General features: G+C 31.0%; 17 protein-coding genes and 1 other RNA gene. 13 read left to right on the forward strand and 5 right to left on the reverse strand.

Features of this window, described 5'->3' with window-relative positions; genetic code table 11:
• The first annotated feature begins 103 nt into the window (after positions 1-103).
• Positions 104-1,222: a PAS domain-containing sensor histidine kinase gene (locus ASC44_RS03335; RefSeq protein ID WP_055446212.1), complete on the forward strand. Its 1,119-nt coding sequence runs from the start codon at positions 104-106 to the stop codon at positions 1,220-1,222.
• Between the two features lie 38 nt (positions 1,223-1,260).
• Here the strand turns inward: ASC44_RS03335 and rny are convergent, their stop codons facing one another.
• The 4 genes from rny to ASC44_RS03350 form a co-directional block, all read right to left on the reverse strand.
• Entirely contained in the window at positions 1,261-2,835 is a 1,575-nt protein-coding gene (gene rny, locus ASC44_RS03340) for a ribonuclease Y (RefSeq protein ID WP_055446213.1), read from the reverse strand.
• Positions 2,836-2,887: 52 nt separating this feature from the next.
• Positions 2,888-3,029: non-coding RNA, 6S RNA (gene ssrS / locus ASC44_RS17685), on the reverse strand.
• 53 nt (positions 3,030-3,082) lie between these two features.
• A complete protein-coding gene (locus ASC44_RS03345; protein ID WP_055446214.1) occupies positions 3,083-3,376 on the reverse strand; it encodes a cell division protein ZapA in 294 nt (97 codons plus the stop codon).
• A 16-nt stretch (positions 3,377-3,392) separates the two neighbouring features.
• Entirely contained in the window at positions 3,393-3,683 is a 291-nt protein-coding gene (locus ASC44_RS03350) for a hypothetical protein (RefSeq protein ID WP_055446215.1), read from the reverse strand.
• Positions 3,684-3,926: 243 nt separating this feature from the next.
• Between ASC44_RS03350 and ASC44_RS03355 the strand changes: the two genes are divergently transcribed.
• Together ASC44_RS03355 and ASC44_RS03360 are read left to right on the forward strand one after the other, a co-directional pair.
• Positions 3,927-5,612 (forward strand): M23 family metallopeptidase, encoded by a 1,686-nt coding sequence (locus ASC44_RS03355; protein WP_055446216.1) that lies wholly within the window; start codon positions 3,927-3,929, stop codon positions 5,610-5,612.
• A 100-nt stretch (positions 5,613-5,712) separates the two neighbouring features.
• Positions 5,713-8,172 (forward strand): TonB-dependent receptor, encoded by a 2,460-nt coding sequence (locus ASC44_RS03360; protein ID WP_055446563.1) that lies wholly within the window; start codon positions 5,713-5,715, stop codon positions 8,170-8,172.
• A 4-nt stretch (positions 8,173-8,176) separates the two neighbouring features.
• Here the strand turns inward: ASC44_RS03360 and ASC44_RS03365 are convergent, their stop codons facing one another.
• A complete protein-coding gene (locus tag ASC44_RS03365) occupies positions 8,177-9,013 on the reverse strand; it encodes a tyrosine-type recombinase/integrase (protein ID WP_055446217.1) in 837 nt (278 codons plus the stop codon).
• 629 nt (positions 9,014-9,642) lie between these two features.
• On the opposite strand from ASC44_RS03365, the gene ASC44_RS03370 reads away from it, so the two are divergent.
• The 10 genes from ASC44_RS03370 (at position 9,643) to ASC44_RS03415 (ending at position 17,957) form a co-directional block, all read left to right on the forward strand.
• Positions 9,643-10,467: a hypothetical protein gene (locus tag ASC44_RS03370; RefSeq protein ID WP_055446218.1), complete on the forward strand. Its 825-nt coding sequence runs from the start codon at positions 9,643-9,645 to the stop codon at positions 10,465-10,467.
• A 161-nt stretch (positions 10,468-10,628) separates the two neighbouring features.
• A complete protein-coding gene (locus ASC44_RS03375; protein WP_055446219.1) occupies positions 10,629-12,389 on the forward strand; it encodes an ATP-dependent nuclease in 1,761 nt (586 codons plus the stop codon).
• 331 nt (positions 12,390-12,720) lie between these two features.
• Positions 12,721-13,290 (forward strand): hypothetical protein, encoded by a 570-nt coding sequence (locus tag ASC44_RS03380; RefSeq protein WP_055446220.1) that lies wholly within the window; start codon positions 12,721-12,723, stop codon positions 13,288-13,290.
• 157 nt (positions 13,291-13,447) lie between these two features.
• Positions 13,448-13,960: a hypothetical protein gene (locus tag ASC44_RS03385; RefSeq protein WP_055446221.1), complete on the forward strand. Its 513-nt coding sequence runs from the start codon at positions 13,448-13,450 to the stop codon at positions 13,958-13,960.
• A gap of 347 nt (positions 13,961-14,307) precedes the next feature.
• Entirely contained in the window at positions 14,308-14,730 is a 423-nt protein-coding gene (locus tag ASC44_RS03390; protein WP_055446222.1) for a hypothetical protein, read from the forward strand.
• A gap of 159 nt (positions 14,731-14,889) precedes the next feature.
• Entirely contained in the window at positions 14,890-15,342 is a 453-nt protein-coding gene (locus ASC44_RS03395; protein WP_055446223.1) for a hypothetical protein, read from the forward strand.
• Between the two features lie 146 nt (positions 15,343-15,488).
• The gene (locus tag ASC44_RS03400; protein ID WP_055446224.1) at positions 15,489-16,106 is read left to right on the forward strand and encodes a hypothetical protein; all 618 of its coding nucleotides are present in this window, start codon (positions 15,489-15,491) and stop codon (positions 16,104-16,106) included.
• Positions 16,107-16,251: 145 nt separating this feature from the next.
• Positions 16,252-16,836, forward strand: coding sequence for a hypothetical protein (locus ASC44_RS03405; protein WP_055446225.1), 585 nt, complete (start codon positions 16,252-16,254; stop codon positions 16,834-16,836).
• Positions 16,837-16,960: 124 nt separating this feature from the next.
• The gene (locus ASC44_RS03410; RefSeq protein ID WP_055446226.1) at positions 16,961-17,362 is read left to right on the forward strand and encodes a hypothetical protein; all 402 of its coding nucleotides are present in this window, start codon (positions 16,961-16,963) and stop codon (positions 17,360-17,362) included.
• Between the two features lie 145 nt (positions 17,363-17,507).
• Entirely contained in the window at positions 17,508-17,957 is a 450-nt protein-coding gene (locus ASC44_RS03415; protein ID WP_055446227.1) for a hypothetical protein, read from the forward strand.
• Positions 17,958-18,019: the final 62 nt, after the last annotated feature.

Raw genomic sequence — 18,019 nt, forward strand, 5'->3', positions numbered from 1 at the left:
TTTTCATAGTGTTTTTATATATATTTGATTATCAGCTATTACAATGCAATAAGTCTTTTTTAAACTAACCTACGTTCTTTTTATAAAGGCTAACCTTTTTTATATGGATTTAAATACGCCCGAATCTAACCTGCGAAGATTTCAAACTGCTTTAGAGATTTCTAAAATTGGTGTTTGGCATTTTAATGAAAAAAAACAGTGTATTTTCTTCTCTAAAACTTCTAAGGCAATTATTGGCTTAGAAGATGACGACTCTTTTGGTGACCATTTAGACGATTGGAATAACCGTGTACATCCTGATGATAAGAAAAAATATCGTTCTGATTTTCAAAACCATATTAACGGAAAAACGAAGCATTATATTAACAAGCATAGAGTATTGTGTAAAAATGGATCTTATAAATGGGTTCTAGATCAAGGTCAAATAATTAACGACCATGTTAAAGAGGGTTATATTCATTTTGTTGGCACACATACAGACATTACAGAACAAATAAAGAATGATATAAAAGTCCATAACTCATTAACCATTGCAACAAAACAAAATAATAAACTTAAAAATTTCGCACATATTGTAACTCATAATTTGAAACAGTATTCTGGAAATTTTGAAAGCCTATTAGAGTTTTACAATCAAGCCGAAAGTGATGCTGAAAAAGAAGAGCTTATTAGCCATTTAAAGGACGTATCGACCTGTTTAAATAGAACGATTCAAAATTTGAATAAGATTGTTTCTGTGCAATCAAAAAAAGACACAGACGTACAAAAGCTTAACATTAACGCTTCTATAATAGAAACATTAAAGTTATTAGATATCGTTATTTTTGAGAGCAATGCTACGGTTAATAATAGTGTAGATCCAAAATTATTTATCCGGTATAATCCTGCATATATAGAGAGTATTATTCAAAATTTACTCACTAATGCTATTAAATATAAGCACCCTGAAAGAGATCCTGTGATAACCATTAGTTCTAAATTAATAAAAAACAAATTAATTCTATCTGTTAAGGATAATGGTTTAGGTATCAATTTAAAAAAGTATGGCAAAGAAATTTTTGGATTGTATAGAACTTTTCATCACAATGAGGATGCCGAAGGTGTTGGTTTGTACTTAACAAAAAATCAAGTAGAAGCTTATGGTGGTAAAATAACTGTTGAAAGTAAAGTTAATGCTGGTACCACATTTAATATTATTATACCAAATAAAAGGCCCAATTAGTTTTCTAATTGGGCCTTAATATAATAACGTTACAGTTTCTATTTTGCAATATTCACCGCTCTTGTTTCTCTAATTACTGTTACTTTTACTTGTCCTGGATACGTCATATCTGTTTGTATTTTTTGTGAAATACTAAAGGATAAATCTGCTGCATTTTGATCGTTTACTCTTTCACTTTCAACAATAACACGTAATTCTCTACCGGCTTGAATAGCATAAGCTTTCTTTACACCTTGAAAACCAAAGGCTATTTCTTCCAAATCTTTTAAACGTTGGATATAACTATCTAAAACTTGACGTCTCGCTCCTGGTCTTGCTCCAGAAATAGCATCACAAACCTGAATTATTGGAGATAATAAAGAAGTCATTTCTATTTCGTCGTGGTGAGCACCAATAGCATTACAAACCTCTGGTTTTTCACCATATTTTTCTGCCCATTGCATACCTAAAATAGCGTGTGGCGTTTCCATATCTGCTTCTGCATCTGGCACCTTACCTATATCGTGTAACAATCCTGCTCTTTTGGCTAGTTTTGGGTTTAAGCCTAACTCTGCAGCCATTATACCACATAACTTTGCAACTTCACGCGAGTGTTGTAATAAGTTTTGTCCGTAAGACGAACGGTATTTCATACGTCCTACCATTTTTATTAATTCTGGGTTTAAACCATGAATTCCTAAATCGATAACCGTACGCTTACCTACCTCTATAATTTCTTGTTCTATTTGTTTTTGAGTCTTCTTTACAACCTCTTCAATTCTTGCAGGATGTATTCTTCCATCGGTCACTAACTTATGTAAAGAAAGGCGTGCAATTTCACGTCTTACAGAATCGAAACAAGATAAAATAATAGCTTCAGGAGTATCATCTACAATAATCTCAACACCAGTAGCAGCTTCAATAGCTCTAATGTTTCTACCTTCTCTACCTATAATACGTCCTTTAACATCGTCGTTCTCGATATTAAATACAGACACACAGTTATCGACTGCTTCCTCTGTACCAATACGTTGTATAGTGTTAATAATTATTTTCTTAGCATCTTGTTGAGCCGTTAATTTCGCCTCTTCCATTTTACCTTGAACGTAAGCCATAGATTCTATCTTAGCTTCACCTTTTAGAGATTCTACTAACTGCGTCTTTGCGTCTTCTGCAGATAAACTAGAAATAACTTCTAATTGCTCAATTTGGCTTCTATGAAGTCTGTCTACTTCTTCCTGCTTTTTATCTATAACTTCTAAACGGTGATTGTAGTCTTTTTGTTTAGCTTCAATTTCTAAATTAGATTTTTTAGCCTTTGCAAGCTCACTAGAAGTTTGAGACTCTTTGTCACGCGTACGTTTTTCAGCATCAGACATTTTCTTTTCACGAGAAGAAATAACCTTTTCGTGCTCAGACTTAAGCTCAATAAATTTTTCTTTGGCTTGAAGCATTTTATCTTTTTTAATGCTTTCGCCTTCACTCTTTGCATCTCTTAAGATATTTGATGCTGTCTTTTTAGCATTTTTAGTCAGTTTAGAAGCATTACTTCTTTCCATCATTTTTGCTATAACAAAGCCAATAATAGCTCCAATAGCAACTCCTGCGATACTAAATATAATTGTTTGATCCATTTTAGTTAGTTTAATTGTATAAAAAAAGCCTACACTAATTTTGGTTTTGTATAAACTCCTTAAAAACACGTTTAGGGTTAACAAGCTGATCAAGTATCTGCCCAAATAGATACTGAAATAAATTCAGCAATACTCTATTAGCAGCACGCTTTTACAACTTCAACTCACCCTTTTTAAAGAATTAACTGTTGAGTTTATCAAAAAAATAATTAATGTAGGCAGTAACCTAATTTTATTTATAAGAACGTTATGAACTTAAATGCAAATCTAGCAATTGGTTTAAAGCGTTTATCTTCTCTTCCACGTGCTCGTTTACATGTTCTTTATCTAAAGTCTTCTGTTCTACTTGAGAAGCAAATTGTAAAGCACACATAGCTAAAACATCTTGTTTATCTCTAACAGAATAACTTTGCTCAAATTTTATTATCATAGCTTCAATATTTTTAGCTGCTTTTCGCAATCCTTCCTCCTGACTTGGTGGTATTGTTAAAGGATATACTCTATTCGCTATCGAAAGCTTTATTTTAAGCATTTCTGCCATAAGTTGCTATGTTACATTATTCAGAGAGTTGACCAATACAATGATCTATTTCTCTTATTAATGCGTTTATTTTGAGTTTTGTTTCTCTTTTATCTTCATCACTGCCAAGTATTGTATTGGCCATTTTGAGTGTATTGTACTTATCTTTCCAAGCATTAATTTCTAATTCTTGTTTTTTTATTGTACCGAGATATTGTTCTTGTTCTTGAGATAATTTTAAATTAGTTTCCTTTAAAACACCTTGGTTTTGCAAGACTTTGCTTATTTTTTTCTCTAAAGCATCTACAATATCCTCTATATTACCCATCTACAAATATCAATACTTATCTTACAAAGTTAACAGAACATAACCTATTTAACAATAGTTTTTTCATAAAATTTAAAATAAAACTGAGTAATAGAATTTATTGTTATTTAAACTACAAAAAACCAATACAATGGCTAGCTCTTTCATTTTGTCTTTGCTATTAATAATCAATTGTATATTTTAGCATCTATATCCAAATTCGCTACTATTTTAATATTTTAAAAATCGGTACAAATAATACATATGCGTAAATTTCTCTTACTTTTTCTATTAAGTTATTCTGTTTTTTCGCAAAACGAATACCCTCAAGACTATTTTAGATCGCCTTTAGACATTAATATTGTTCTAGCAGGAACCTTTGCAGAGTTAAGATCTAACCACTTTCACTCTGGTTTAGATATTAAAACAAAGCAAATGGAAGGTTTAAAAGTTTATGGCATTGCAGATGGTTACGTTAGTAGAATAAAAATTGCGCATTTTGGCTATGGGAAAGCTCTATATATAACGCATCCTAATGGTTATACTAGTGTTTACGCACATTTGCAAAAATTTAGTCCTTCAATAGAAAAATACATAAAAGACAAACAGTACGAGAAAGAGTCTTTTGAAATTGAGGTTTTTCCAACTCCGGAAGAATTAAAAATTACTAAAGGAGAAATAATAGCTTATTCTGGTAATACAGGAAGTTCTTCTGGCCCACATTTGCATTTTGAAATTCGTGATAATGCCGAAAGACCAATTAATCCAATGTTATTTGGTGTTGATGTTAAAGACACCACAAAACCTATTGTTTCTAACGTTTACGCGTACCCAATTGGTGACAACTCCCATGTTAATGGTTCTAACAAAAAGCAAAAACTTCGCGTCATTCCTCAAAAGAACGGAGATTATAAAATTGAAGATTTAAAGGCCTTTGGAACCATTGGTTTTGCGGTTCAAACCGTAGATAGGCAAGATTTAGCTGCCAATAAAAATGGCGTGTATAATATTTCTACTTTTTTTAACGGTATTCAGAATTTCGAAATAGACTTTAAACGTTTTTCATTTGAAGAAACAAAGCATCTAAACCGTTTAATAGATTATTCTCATTTTAAATCTGATAAGCAAAGACTTCAGAAGTTATTTATTGAAGAAAACAATCCGTTAAGTTTGTATGATAATATTATTGACAGTGGTTATATTACTATTTCCGATAGTACTGCTTCTGTTTATAAAGCTAAAATAAGTGATTTTAAAGGGAACGAAACCAACATTGACATTGCCATTAAAGGTGATGTTAAATCTCCAAACGATGTTGAAGAACGTGTTACAACACAACATTACATTCAACATGATTTAGAAGCAGAGCTAGAACAAGATAAATTTAAAGTTAATTTTTACAAAGACACTTTTTACGATAGCTTTTTTATAGACTTTAGTGTTAATAACGATACGTTAACATTACATAAACCAGTACTTCCTGTAAAGAAAAGTTTTACTATTTCTTACGATATTAGTGATTACAATGAAGAAGATTTAAAACAACTTTACATTGCCGAATTAATAGGTTGGAAAAAATGGCCAAGCTATTCTACTACAAAAAGAAAAGGAAATACGCTTAGTACCTATACTAAAGACTTAGGAACATACGTTTTAGCAAGAGATACCATTGCTCCTACAATTAAAGCCGTAAATTTTAAAGATGGTGGTTGGTTAAGTAAGTATCGCTATTTAAAAGTAAAAATTAACGATATTGGTACTGGAATTTCAAATTACAGAGCAACCGTAAATGGTAAATGGGTTTTAATGGAATACAATTATAAAAACAAAATATTAACTTACGACTTTAATGATGCTGCTGTTACAGAAACTAAGAATAAATTAAAAGTAATTGTTACAGATAACGTAGGGAATAATACTACATTTGAAACTACTTTTTTTAGGAAATAATTCTTTGTCAGCCTGAACAAAATCGAATACCTTTTTAACTTAAAACTAAAAAGCATTTCGACTGCGCTCAATGTGACATATAAAATAAAAAACAACCTTGATTACAAAAACTAACTTCCTTAAACTATTAACCTTACTGCTACCACTCTATGCGTTGTCTCAAACCGCGACCGTAAATGGAGTTATTTTAGACGAAGGTAACTTTCCGCTTCAAGCTGTAAATGTAAAAACTGAAACAGCAGGAACATCAACCAACGGTAATGGTTTTTACGCGCTATCTATTCCTGCAAATACCGATATTACCATAGTGTATTCGCACGTGTCGCACAAAAATGTAACAGTAACAGTCAACTTAAAAAATGGTGAGTTTTTTGAGTTTAATCCTGTTTTAAAAACAGATGTAGATCAAATTGAAACCATTATTCTTAACGGAAGAAAACGAAAAGATGTACAAGGTATTATAAACATAGCTCCAGAAACATTAATTAAAATTCCGGGAGCACAAGCCGGCGTAGAGAATTTACTAAAAACATTACCAGGCGTAAGTGGAAATAACGAATTAAGTACACAATACTCTGTACGTGGTGGAAATTTTGACGAAAACCTTGTGTATGTAAATGGTATTGAAGTTTACAGACCATTTTTAGTGCGTTCTGGACAACAAGAAGGTTTAAGTTTTATAAATAGCGATTTAGTAGAAAATGTAGATTTCTCTGCTGGAGGTTTTCAAGCTAAATATGGTGATAAATTATCTTCGGTTTTAGACATTACTTATAAAAAACCTAAAGATTTTGCTGTGGCTGCAGATTTAAGTTTACTTGGTGGAAGCGTTGCCGTAGAAACAGCAAGTAAAGATTCTAAGTTTACAAGCATTACTGGTTTACGATACAGAGACAATTCGCTTTTAGTTCAAGCCAAAGAGACTGAAACCAACTACAACCCTATTTTTGCCGATGTGCAAACCTATTTAACATATAGGTTTACAGATAAATTAGAAGTAAGTTTTCTAGGAAATGCTTCGCTTAATAAATATAATTACGAGCCACAAACCAGACAAACCAATTTTGGAACCTTAGACAATCCGTTAGCTTTATTAGTCTTTTACGAAGGACAAGAACGTGATAGCTACCAAACACTTTTTGGAGCTTTACAAGCTAATTATGAGCTAAACGATGCTGTAACTTTAGGTTTGGTTGCGTCTACATATCACACCACAGAAGAAGAACATTTCGATATTTTAGCACAATACCGTTTAGGAGAAGTAAATAGTAATATTGGAGACGAAAATTTAGGAGAAGTAGAATTTTCTGAAGGTATTGGCGGTCAATTAAACCATGGTCGTAACGATTTAGATGCACTAATTACAACTATAGAACATAAAGGAACGGCAGATATTAACGGCAACGAAATAAAATGGTCTGTAAAGTACACAAAAGAAGATATTAGAGACCGTTTAATAGAATGGGAAGTTATAGACTCGGCAGGATTTTCTATAAATCCACCAGCTTCTGGAGGTTTTAGTCAAGAACCATATGAGCCAGATACATTTCCTATTACTGCTTTTCAAAATGTACAAGCAAGAAATAATACTCAAATTAATAGAATTCAAGCCTATTTACAATGGAGTAAACGTTCTACTTTAGGTGATGCCGATGTTTGGTACAATGCAGGAATTCGCGCCCATAATTGGCAGGTAAAAGATGCTAACGTTACTGGAGATAATCAAATAGTAATTAGTCCAAGAGCGCAATTCGCTATTAAACCAAATTGGGAAAACGACATGCTGTTTCGTGTTAGTGGTGGTTTATATTATCAGCCTCCATTTTACAGAGAATTACGAGATGCTAGCGGAACTGTACAACCCAATGTAGAGGCTCAGAAATCGGTTCATTTAGTTTTAGGAAATGATTTCAGTTTTAAAATGGATGATAGACCTTTTAAGTTAACCACAGAATTATATTATAAAAACCTAAGTGACGTTAATCCATACACCGTAGAAAACGTGCGTATTCGTTATGCTGCCGAAAATAATGCAACTGCCTATGCCTACGGATTAGATATGCGATTAAATGGTGAGTTTGTTCCTGGAACAGAAAGTTGGTTTAGTTTTGGATACCTTAAAACTGAAGAAAATATTAATAACCAAGGTAATATTGCAAGACCAACAGACCAACGTTTAAAATTTGCTGCACTGTTTCAAGATTATGTACCAAATTTGCCAAACTTTAAAATGTATTTAAACTTAGTTTATAATACAGGATTACCAGGTGGTTCGCCCAGTTATGCTGATAAATACCAATACCAAAGTAGATTGCCAGATTACAAACGTGCAGACATCGGTTTTCAGTTTGTAATTGTAGATGCCAATAAGCAATTTGATCATGGTTGGAAAAAGCCATTTAAAGATCTTTCTTTCGGTTTCGAAATCTTTAATGTTTTCGATGTACAAAACTCTATTACTAATACTTGGGTTCGCGATGTGTATAGCAAAAGGCAGTATGCAATTCCTAATTATTTAACACCTAGAGTCTTTAATATTAGAACTACTATGCGTTTTTAAAGGTTTAAAGAAAGTCTAAAGGACTAGGTACATTTTCTAAAGTTTTATTAGTTACATGTGTATAAACAAGTGTCGTTTTAATAGAACTATGTCCTAATAATTCTTTTATTATTCTTACATCTGTACCTCTATCCATTAAATGTGTTGCGTAAGCATGCCTAAGGCCATGAAGTGTAATATTCTTATTAACTCTAGATTTAGCTAAAGCCTGTTTAAAAACTTTTCTTAAACTTTCTGATGAATATTGGTTTCCTTTTTGACCGCAAAATAAATAGGTTTTAGGTTTGTATTCTAAATAATAAGTTCTTAAAATTACTTTTAACGATTCTGGAAACGGTATTACTCTATCCTTATTTCCTTTGCCAGAACGAATATGTATTTGGTTTCTATCTCCATCAATATCATTAATTCTCATATTAATAAGCTCTCCACTTCTTAAACCTAAAGCATAAATAACTGTAAGCATTGTTTTATGCTTTAAATTACTGTGGCTATCTAAAATAGCTTTTACATCTTTAGTTGAAATAATTTTGGGTAATGGTTTTGGACGTATGGTTGGATAAACAGGTAAAAAATCTATATCTCTACCATACATTTCTTTATAAAATAGTTTTAGTGCAGCACAAAGTTGTTTATGTGTTGTATAAGCCAATTGTTTTTCTTTAACTGCTTCTATAATAAATGCAAGTAAATCCTTATTTTCAAGATCTGCCATATCTACATGAAAACCAATATACTTGTGAAACGATTTTAAAAGTCCTAGATAAGTAATAATACTATTTGAACTGTATCGTTTTATTTCAAGTAATTTTTGAAAATTTGAAAAAGTTGTGATATCCATCTGAAAAACAAATATATACAAATTAATATAAAAGTTGGGTTATTCTACCATATAAGCATGTAATACCTTAAAAATTGATTAGATTTGGTATATATAAACGTTATCTATAAGTTACTCACCAACAAAAATTATTGGAAAATCTATAAGTCTGAACTTCCAACAAGGGAATAATTACTCAAATGAATAATGTAATCTGAAAAACGTTACGGATTGGATTCTGTTTGATTTTATAAACCAAGATAATTTTAGATTAAAAAGATCAATAAAGTAAACCAAGATTGAAAAGCTTGCGTTTATCGTTACGACTGAATTACACGCAGAAAAACCAATCTGAGCTAATCTGGACAGTAGAAACGTATCATTGCGCTTAAACCGTTGCTAAAACCAGAATTCCTAAATTATATTTATATAAAAATTTAAACATCTGAACTCTGGCTAACTATGAAAAGACCTATAGATAACAACGTATATAATTAATGGCTAGTTTTAGCTTGCTTACGAAAATCTTTGCAGATTTTCTATTCCGTTTTTATTTACTAAATTAGGTGCTGAAACACGCCACTAATCATATACAAACACGTTAGCAACAAGCACTCACTCGAATGGAAATAAACCCGAAAAAATAAAATATGATGTTATTAGATTTAGCCTGTGCTGATTGTATAATTGAACAAGTAGACAAAGAAGGAGAAAAAACATTTGACGGAACTTCAATACCTACACCATTCGAACAAGTCAATAATAACGGAATTTATGAATTTACTTGCTTAAAAGGTCACAAAGCAAAAACTGTTATAGATAATGTACATTTTGAAATTCTATTCGAATATGGACTAAATGCAATTGTTGATGGTTATTATCGTGAATCTGTTTCTTCACTGACTTCAGCAATGGAAAGATACTTTGAATTTTTTATAAAAACGACATTAAGAACATCCAAAATTGATTTTGAGTTAATAAATAAATCTTGGAAAAAAATCTCAAATCAATCAGAAAGACAACTTGGAGCCTACATAATGCTTTATTTACAAGCATTTAGAGAAGAACCTTTGTTATTAAATCCAAATAGTGAAATTCCATTTAGAAATAAGGTTATCCATAAAGGATATATACCAACAAAAGAAGAAACTATTAAGTTTGCAAATTCTGTTATGAAAATCATTGAGGAATCTCTTCTAAAACTTAAAAGTAAATATCCAAATGAGATTTTTGAAACGTTTGACCATTATGGTTACAAGAAAAAAGCAAAAGAAGATATTGAGAAATCAGAAAAAGAATCAGGAATAGAACAAAGCATTATGCTTGTCAATATAATGACTACTATTGATGTGAAAAATGGTAGAGAAAAAAACCCAAAAGATGGTCGTAAAGGAAAAGTAGAAGAACGAATTATAAATATTAAAGAAAGAAGAGAACCACGAAGTTTAATTCTATTAAAAGATAAAACGAAATAAAAGCCAGTTGCTAACACCGTATATAATTTATTGCTGGTTCTAGCCTGCTTACGAAAACCCTCGCGGATTTTCTATTCGGTTTTTATTTGCTAAATTTAGTGCTTAAACACGCAACAAACCATATACAAACACGTTAGCCACAAGTAAAAAAAAACTCACGAATGAAATTTAAATTATCGGAATTTACTATTAAAAATTTTCGCTCTATTTCAAATATTAAACTGACAATAAATGACGGAAATTTAATAACAATTTGTGGCTCAAATAATGTTGGTAAAACGAATTTTTTGAGAGCTTTAAATTTGTTCTTTAATCCAAATATTGAAAATTTCAATGCCGAAGACGATATACCTTATCACATAGTAGAAGGCTCTAGAGGACAAGGTTATGCGATTTCATTAAAGGCAAAAATAATTGAAACTGGAAGTAATATTATTTATTCAATAACTCAAAGTTTCACAGAAAAACAAGGAATAAAAGAAATAATAATAAAAGGAAAAAAAGGTGACATCGAACTTACAGAAAAAGAGACTCGTGATTTCCTTAGTAAAAACTTCAAATTCTTTTTTGTCGAGGCTAGTAATGTTAATATCCCGAAATTAGTTTCCGAAATAGTTAATGATGAAATATTGCCATTAGGCCTAGATAAAAGAAGAGGGAAAAACCAAAAAGAATCGTTAGCAAAACTTGACGAGTTTATTGAACTTTCAAAACAATCTGTTGGAAAAATAGAAAATGAATTAACTAAAATTTTCCAAAGCCTACTAAAAGAGGTAGATTCAATAGATTCCAATGATTGGAAACTTCAAATCCGCTTTCCAGAATATCTATTTTTAAGAGACGCAATATCTAAAATTATTGAGTTTACTTTGTTTGACACAAATGAGCGAAAATTAGAAACTAAAGGAAGTGGAATTCAAAGAACAATTTTATTATCTTTAATACAATACGTTAATTCAAGAACTAAAAGAGATATTATTTGGGCTATAGATGAACCTGAAGCATTTCTTCAAGCTGGTTTACAAAAAAGTTTATACTCTAAACTAATTTCAGAATCAAATTCAAGTCAAATAATAATTACAACTCATTCTCATTTCTTTATTGACGTTAACGAACTAAATAACACATTTTTATTTGAAGGCACAAAAGAACTAAAAGAATATTCACGAAAAAAAGGTTTACTTTTTTACAAATTAAATACAGTGATTTTTAAAGGTTCCAATTTTGAACAAGCACAGAAAATAAAAGAAAATTTTGGAATAGGGAGAAATGACTCTTGGGAAGTTATGCCTTTTAACTTGCTTGTTGAAGGACAAGAAGATAAAGATTTATTTATTGTATTAATGAAAAAATTTAATCTTCCAATACCTAATATTTTAGTTGGCGGTGGTGTTGACAAATATCCAGGGTTTTTACAATTCTTAAATGATTTCTGTTCGGAACTAGAATATAAACCGAAAATAGTTGCAATTTTCGATAGAGATCCAGCTGGACGAAGTAAATTTAATTCTTTAAACAATAAAACTTATGCATCCTTGGAACTTAATTGTTCATATATAAATAGATTTGATGATGAGAAGTTTAATGATTTAGAACTTGAGGATTTTATTTATCCAGATTTATTTTTTGACTCAGTAAATAAGTTTTTAAGAAAGAAAAAATATTCCCAAATAAAAAAAGCCGACAGAAAAAAAAGAACACTTCCTGCTTATAATAGAAAAGCAATTCTTGACTTCACAACTGAAATGTGCAGACAAAACAATGAAGATAAACACGAAATCGATTTTAATACATTAGGTATGAAATTATTTTTATCTAAAACGATTTGTGATACAATTTCAAAAAAAGATATTTCAACATACGATAAAGAACATCCGAAAGTTAAACAATATTTGAAGGAAATAATAAATACCTGTGGCTAACACCGTATATAATTTATTGCTGGCTTATCGCCTACTTACGAAAGTCCTCGCGGACTTTCTTGGTTGGTAATTATTTACTAAATTAGTTGCTTGAAACACGCAACAAACCATATACAACAACGTTCTGGTTAATGCGCCGCTGCGCTCTGCATTAACCAGAACTCCTGGCGGCTACGCCTAACGTTCTTGTTGATTGCTTCGCTTCGCTGCGCACTAAACAAGAACGTTAGGCTATAAGTCATTTTTTGAAATTTAAAAATACTTCGTATATTCAAATTTCAAAAAACAACTCATAGCCGCCAGGAGTTGTATGCAATTAAAACCAAACTTTATGAATAAAAATTTATTGATTATCCTACTGACTATTTTCACTTTAAATTCTTGTCAGTCACAGTCGAAAGACAAAACCGAAATGTATAAAACTGAATCAGATGAATATGCTTCTGAAAGCGGGAATTTCATAATTGATTTTCCAATGAAACCAAAATTACAAGTAATAGATAATCAAATTGGAATGGATAAATATAAAATCCATAATTATCAAGTTGTTGCAGGACAACAAATGATTTATATGGCTGAATATATAGATTTTCCTGAATACATAATGAAATCGGAATCTTGGTCTAAAGAACAAGCTTATAATCAGATTCTAAAAACTCTTGAGGCGAAATATGGTGGAGTATTTAAATTGACCAAACAAGAGCCAACTGAACAACATAATCTGAATGGACAATATTTTGAATTTTCTCTAAATCCAAATGCCAATGTTCCAAGAGGTCTAAAAGGAGGAATAAAAGGAAAAATATTTTTTGTTGGAAATAGGTCGTATCAAATAATGTATCTAGGCGAAGAGCAAGTATTAATTGAACAATTTCTTAATTCATTCCGACTGATAAAATAACTGCATACAACATCGTATAAAATTAAGTGCTAGTTTTTGCTTGTTTACGAAAATCCCTTCGGATTTTCTAGTTAGTATTTATTTACTAATTTAGTTGCTTAACCACGCACCTAACCTTATACAAAAACGTTAGCAAAAATTTGAAAAACCAATCAATATGAATAAAATAGTACTCACATCAATTAGCATAATTTTCGCTTTCAATTCAATATTCGGACAAACTAACGAGGAAAAATATGAGAAAGACGTAAAATCACTAGATGCGATAATAAACGCGTATTATGATGTTGTTTCTGGTTCGAGTAGTGAACCTTGGGAATTTGAAAGAGATAAATTTATTCATTCAAAAAATGCTATAATCACAAGATTAGACGAAAACGGAAAAGCGGAATCACATACTCTTGAAGCGGAATATATTCCAATCGGATTATCACCGAAAGAGGATTTTTATGAAAAGGAACTTAAAAGAAAAATTAGTAAATACGGAAATATTGCACAAGTTTGGAGCGCATTTGAAATACGAACTGACCCAAAAACTGAATCCAATGTTCGAGGACTAAATAGCATTCAACTTCATTATGAAAATGGAAGATGGTTTATAGACAGTTGGACTTGCGAAATGGAATCTGAAAAGAATAATTTAGTAACTGAATTTTTGAATAAGGAATAAAAACTTTTGCTAACATCGTATAAAAATAATTGCGGTTTAGCGCTTAATCAAAGGTCGTTGCGTGTTTGTAACGTCTGATTTTCCTTCGGAAAATCCTCGCATACAAACACGCAACTATTCTTATACATAAACGTTCTGGTTAATGCGCCGCTGCGCTCTGCATTAACCAGAACTCCTGGCGGCTACGCCTAACGTTCTTGTTGATTGCTTCGCTTCGCTGCGCACTAAACAAGAACGTTAGGCTATAAGTCATTTTTTGAAATTTAAAAATACTTCGTATATTCAAATTTCAAAAAACAACTCATAGCCGCCAGGAGTTAGGCAACATTTGAGAAACCGCGAACTGAATGAAAAAATGGATATTAATAATAGTCGGAATTGTTCTAATTGGAATTGTTGGAATCGGAATAAAAATCAACTCGGATTTTGACAAAATTGCGGAAGCGTTTCATTCTGAACATTCTCTAAAAGACGCCAGTTTCGTTCTTATCTCGGAATCTATTTCACCGAACAAAAAACACAAATATTACGAATATCAATTTGACAATGGCGGATTTGGATACTCAAGAGTTTTTTGGTCAGTTATCGAAAATAACGAAAACAAAGCAGACCTTGAAAACGGACTCATTCCAGATGGATTTAAAATAGTTGGTTGGACAAATGAAAACGAACTGATTTTAAAAATATGGAAACCTTATTACGGAATAAATAAAACCGAATTGAAAAACGGAATTGAGTTGAACGGAGTGAAAATCACTCTAACTGAATAAAAAAAACGTTGCCTAACACCGTATAAAAATAATTGCGGCTTAGTGATTAGTCAAAGGTCGTTGCGTGTTTGTAACGTCTGATTTTCCTTCGGAAAATCCTCGCAGACAAACCCGCAACTATCCTTATACATAAACGTTACCAAACATTTGACCAAACCAATGAAAAAAGGAGTTTTAATAACAATAATTGGAATTGTAATTATCGGAATTTCCTATTTTGGAATTGAAATGTTTGACTTTGCAAAAGGAGTAAATGAAGGCGCAAAAAAAATAAAAATTGAACTTGAGCGAAAACCGATTACAAAACTTACGGAATTAAAAAATGGACGTTGGATAAATACAATTGATTCACTTGCTGGAATTGAAATTAAAAACGGAAAATGGATTATGTTTTACAAAGGAATGGAAACTGACTCTTCCGATCTTTACGATTTCAAAATACGAAAAGAATACAAAAAGGAATTAGGCACTGAACATAAACCTTTTGAATATCTAACTATAACAAATGATTCTGATACTTTAGAATATTCTATACTTGAATACAGTAATGAATTATTAAGTTTGAGTTATATTCCGAGAGGAAACACTCTGAATTATAAACCTGAAAAATAAAAACGTTTGGTAACACCGTATATAATTAATGGCTGGTTCTAGCTTGCTTACGAAAATCTTTGCAGATTTTCTATTCGGTTTTTATTTGCTAAATTAGGTGCTTAAACACGCCACTAATCATATACAAACACGTTAGCAAACATTTAATGAACAACCTCAAAATCATATACATACCATTATTTTTTTGCCTAATCTCATGTAAAAAGTCAACGGACTTAAAAACTGAAAAAGTCATTCTGAATAAAACAGAAATTGACACTTCTAAACGTTACCAAAGAATTAATATTCCTTATTATGACAATGGCGAATTAGTTGGAGAAAACGAAGCATATGTTTCTAAAAAGCTAGATACCTTTTGGAATACTTGGCTTTTTTACAAAAAAGGAGTGATAGATAGTTCTAAAAGTAAATTTTTTGATTTCAATATTACTGGAAATAAAAAAGACTCAATTCTTAAAGGGAAAATCAGTATTTACTCGCCTGCTGATAGTATTCCTAAATCAAAAATTAGCTCAAGAGAAATAACATTAGTTTTTCTACAAAAAGAAAACGATTCTGTAATTGTTAAAGAAATTAAATCAGAAAAAAGCACGTTTGAATTTGACTATAAAAATTTTGAAAACTATGGATTTGAAGGTTTTGTAATGGACTTACGTTTTATTAAAATAGATTCAACTTCTGAAAAATTACTTCTGAATAGAAACTATTTTGCGTTGGACACAAAACTTTCAACTAACAACGTTTATGTAGAATTATTAGAATAAAAACGATTTGCTAACACCGTATATAATTTATTGCTAGTTCTAGCCTGCTTACGAAAACCCTCGCGGATTTTCTATTCGGTTTTTATTTGCTAAATTACGTACTTAACCACGCAACAAACCATATACAAACACGTTGGCAACAATAATGAAAAATCCGAACTTCGAAAATATAAATCTGTTTGAATTTCTAAAATCGGAATTCAAAACACGTAAAAAAAGAAAAAGAATTTTCGGAACAATCTGCTCATTTTTTCAACTGTTCGTTTTTGGAACATTTAATTATCAAACAAAAAAATCGTGGAATGAAATTCACAAATCGATAGAGAATAAACTATTGAATTTCTATCCTGAACTGAATTGTAAGTTCAATGGAAAAAGACCAACTTTTATCGAATTATTAAAAAATTACGGAACTGAACGAATTGAATTCAAATTTAATAAAGCGCACGTAGCTGTTACGAACGATTCTCTTTACGTTTTCCCATTCGATTCGGCTGAATTGAAAGACCAAGGAGCTTATTATGATATGCTTGAGGAACCATTTCGGATAGTTTATAATACAACAGAGAAAAATGATAAATATTCCGTAATAAGTACTATTTCTGAATTTATATCAATGAAATCTGAAAACGGAAAAACGAATATTGAATTTAAAACAACGGAATTGAATGCTAGAACGGAATTAATATTTGACCAAGAAATTACAGTTGCCAACACCGTATATAATTAATGGCTAGTTTTAGCTTGCTTACGAAAATCTTTGCAGATTTTCTATTCAGTTTTTATTTGCTAAATTAGGTGCTGAAACACGCCACTAATCATATACAAACACGTTGTATGCAATTTGACAACCAATGAACAAAGGATTAAAATATGGACTTCTGATTTTCGGAATTGTAATAATTACAGTTGTCGGATTTATTGGATTTGGACTTTACTCAATGGAAATTGAAGACCATTATGGCGACCTAAAAGAATTATATTATGATTCAAAAAGTGGAGATATAATACTGAATAAATCTACTTCTGAATTTGGAATAATCGAAAAAAACTGGAAACGTTTAAATATCCGAACTCATAAAAAAGATTCTACGGATTTATATAATTGGGTTTATCAAAACGGAATTGAAACCAAGGCGGAAATTTACAGACCGATAATTGAAACGGAAAACATAAATAGTTTGAATTATTCAGAGGTTGTTGACAAAATAAATGCTTCTGAAATGACTTTTATAAATGGAAATAAAAAAGAATAAAAACTGCATACAACACCGTATAAAAATAATTGCGGCTTAGTGCTTAATCAAAGGTCGTTGCGTGTTTGTAACGTCTGATTTTCCTTCGGAAAATCCTCGCATACAAACCCGCAACTATTCTTATACATAAACGTTGTACACAATTATGAAAAAATATTACGGAATAATTATGTTAATAATATTTATGGCTTGCAAAGAATCAACATATCCTTCTGGAAAAGAAGAGGTAGTTACAAAAGACGAAATTGCAAGACTTACTAATATAATTGAAAAACGCGGAGACATTTCTGTTTATGAATACACAAAATTAAATTTGGAAAGACTATATCAGTTTAAAGAATTACTACCCATATCTAAACTGATGTCTGACAAACATAATTATGAACAAGCAACCTATGATGTTTTTCAGACTTATAAGAATCTGAATGGTTTTGAATTATCCGAATTAACAAGAAGCGAACAACAAATTGCACTGAAATATTTATTAAACGCATATGATAACGGAAACCAAGATGCAAAAAACGATTTAGAAAAGTATTCAAAAAAAGACTTGTTTGTTATTAAAGAGAATAATAAATTTAAACTGAGAAAGTAACTGTGTACAACACCGTATAAAAATAATTGCGGTTTAGTGCTTAATCAAAGGTCGTTGCGTGT

Origin of the sequence: Lacinutrix mariniflava (genome assembly GCF_001418015.1) — a bacterium.
In the GTDB taxonomy this organism is placed as follows: Bacteria; Bacteroidota; Bacteroidia; order Flavobacteriales; family Flavobacteriaceae; genus Lacinutrix; species Lacinutrix mariniflava.

Coding starts and splice junctions, on each gene's coding strand:
- ASC44_RS03335 (WP_055446212.1), top strand. CDS start 104: ATGGATTTAAATACGCCCGAATCTAACCTGCGAAGATTTCAAACTGCT.
- rny (WP_055446213.1), bottom strand. CDS start 2,835: ATGGATCAAACAATTATATTTAGTATCGCAGGAGTTGCTATTGGAGCT.
- ASC44_RS03345 (WP_055446214.1), bottom strand. CDS start 3,376: ATGGCAGAAATGCTTAAAATAAAGCTTTCGATAGCGAATAGAGTATAT.
- ASC44_RS03350 (WP_055446215.1), bottom strand. CDS start 3,683: ATGGGTAATATAGAGGATATTGTAGATGCTTTAGAGAAAAAAATAAGC.
- ASC44_RS03355 (WP_055446216.1), top strand. CDS start 3,927: ATGCGTAAATTTCTCTTACTTTTTCTATTAAGTTATTCTGTTTTTTCG.
- ASC44_RS03365 (WP_055446217.1), bottom strand. CDS start 9,013: ATGGATATCACAACTTTTTCAAATTTTCAAAAATTACTTGAAATAAAA.
- ASC44_RS03370 (WP_055446218.1), top strand. CDS start 9,643: ATGATGTTATTAGATTTAGCCTGTGCTGATTGTATAATTGAACAAGTA.
- ASC44_RS03375 (WP_055446219.1), top strand. CDS start 10,629: ATGAAATTTAAATTATCGGAATTTACTATTAAAAATTTTCGCTCTATT.
- ASC44_RS03380 (WP_055446220.1), top strand. CDS start 12,721: ATGAATAAAAATTTATTGATTATCCTACTGACTATTTTCACTTTAAAT.
- ASC44_RS03385 (WP_055446221.1), top strand. CDS start 13,448: ATGAATAAAATAGTACTCACATCAATTAGCATAATTTTCGCTTTCAAT.
- ASC44_RS03390 (WP_055446222.1), top strand. CDS start 14,308: ATGAAAAAATGGATATTAATAATAGTCGGAATTGTTCTAATTGGAATT.
- ASC44_RS03395 (WP_055446223.1), top strand. CDS start 14,890: ATGAAAAAAGGAGTTTTAATAACAATAATTGGAATTGTAATTATCGGA.
- ASC44_RS03400 (WP_055446224.1), top strand. CDS start 15,489: ATGAACAACCTCAAAATCATATACATACCATTATTTTTTTGCCTAATC.
- ASC44_RS03405 (WP_055446225.1), top strand. CDS start 16,252: ATGAAAAATCCGAACTTCGAAAATATAAATCTGTTTGAATTTCTAAAA.
- ASC44_RS03410 (WP_055446226.1), top strand. CDS start 16,961: ATGAACAAAGGATTAAAATATGGACTTCTGATTTTCGGAATTGTAATA.
- ASC44_RS03415 (WP_055446227.1), top strand. CDS start 17,508: ATGAAAAAATATTACGGAATAATTATGTTAATAATATTTATGGCTTGC.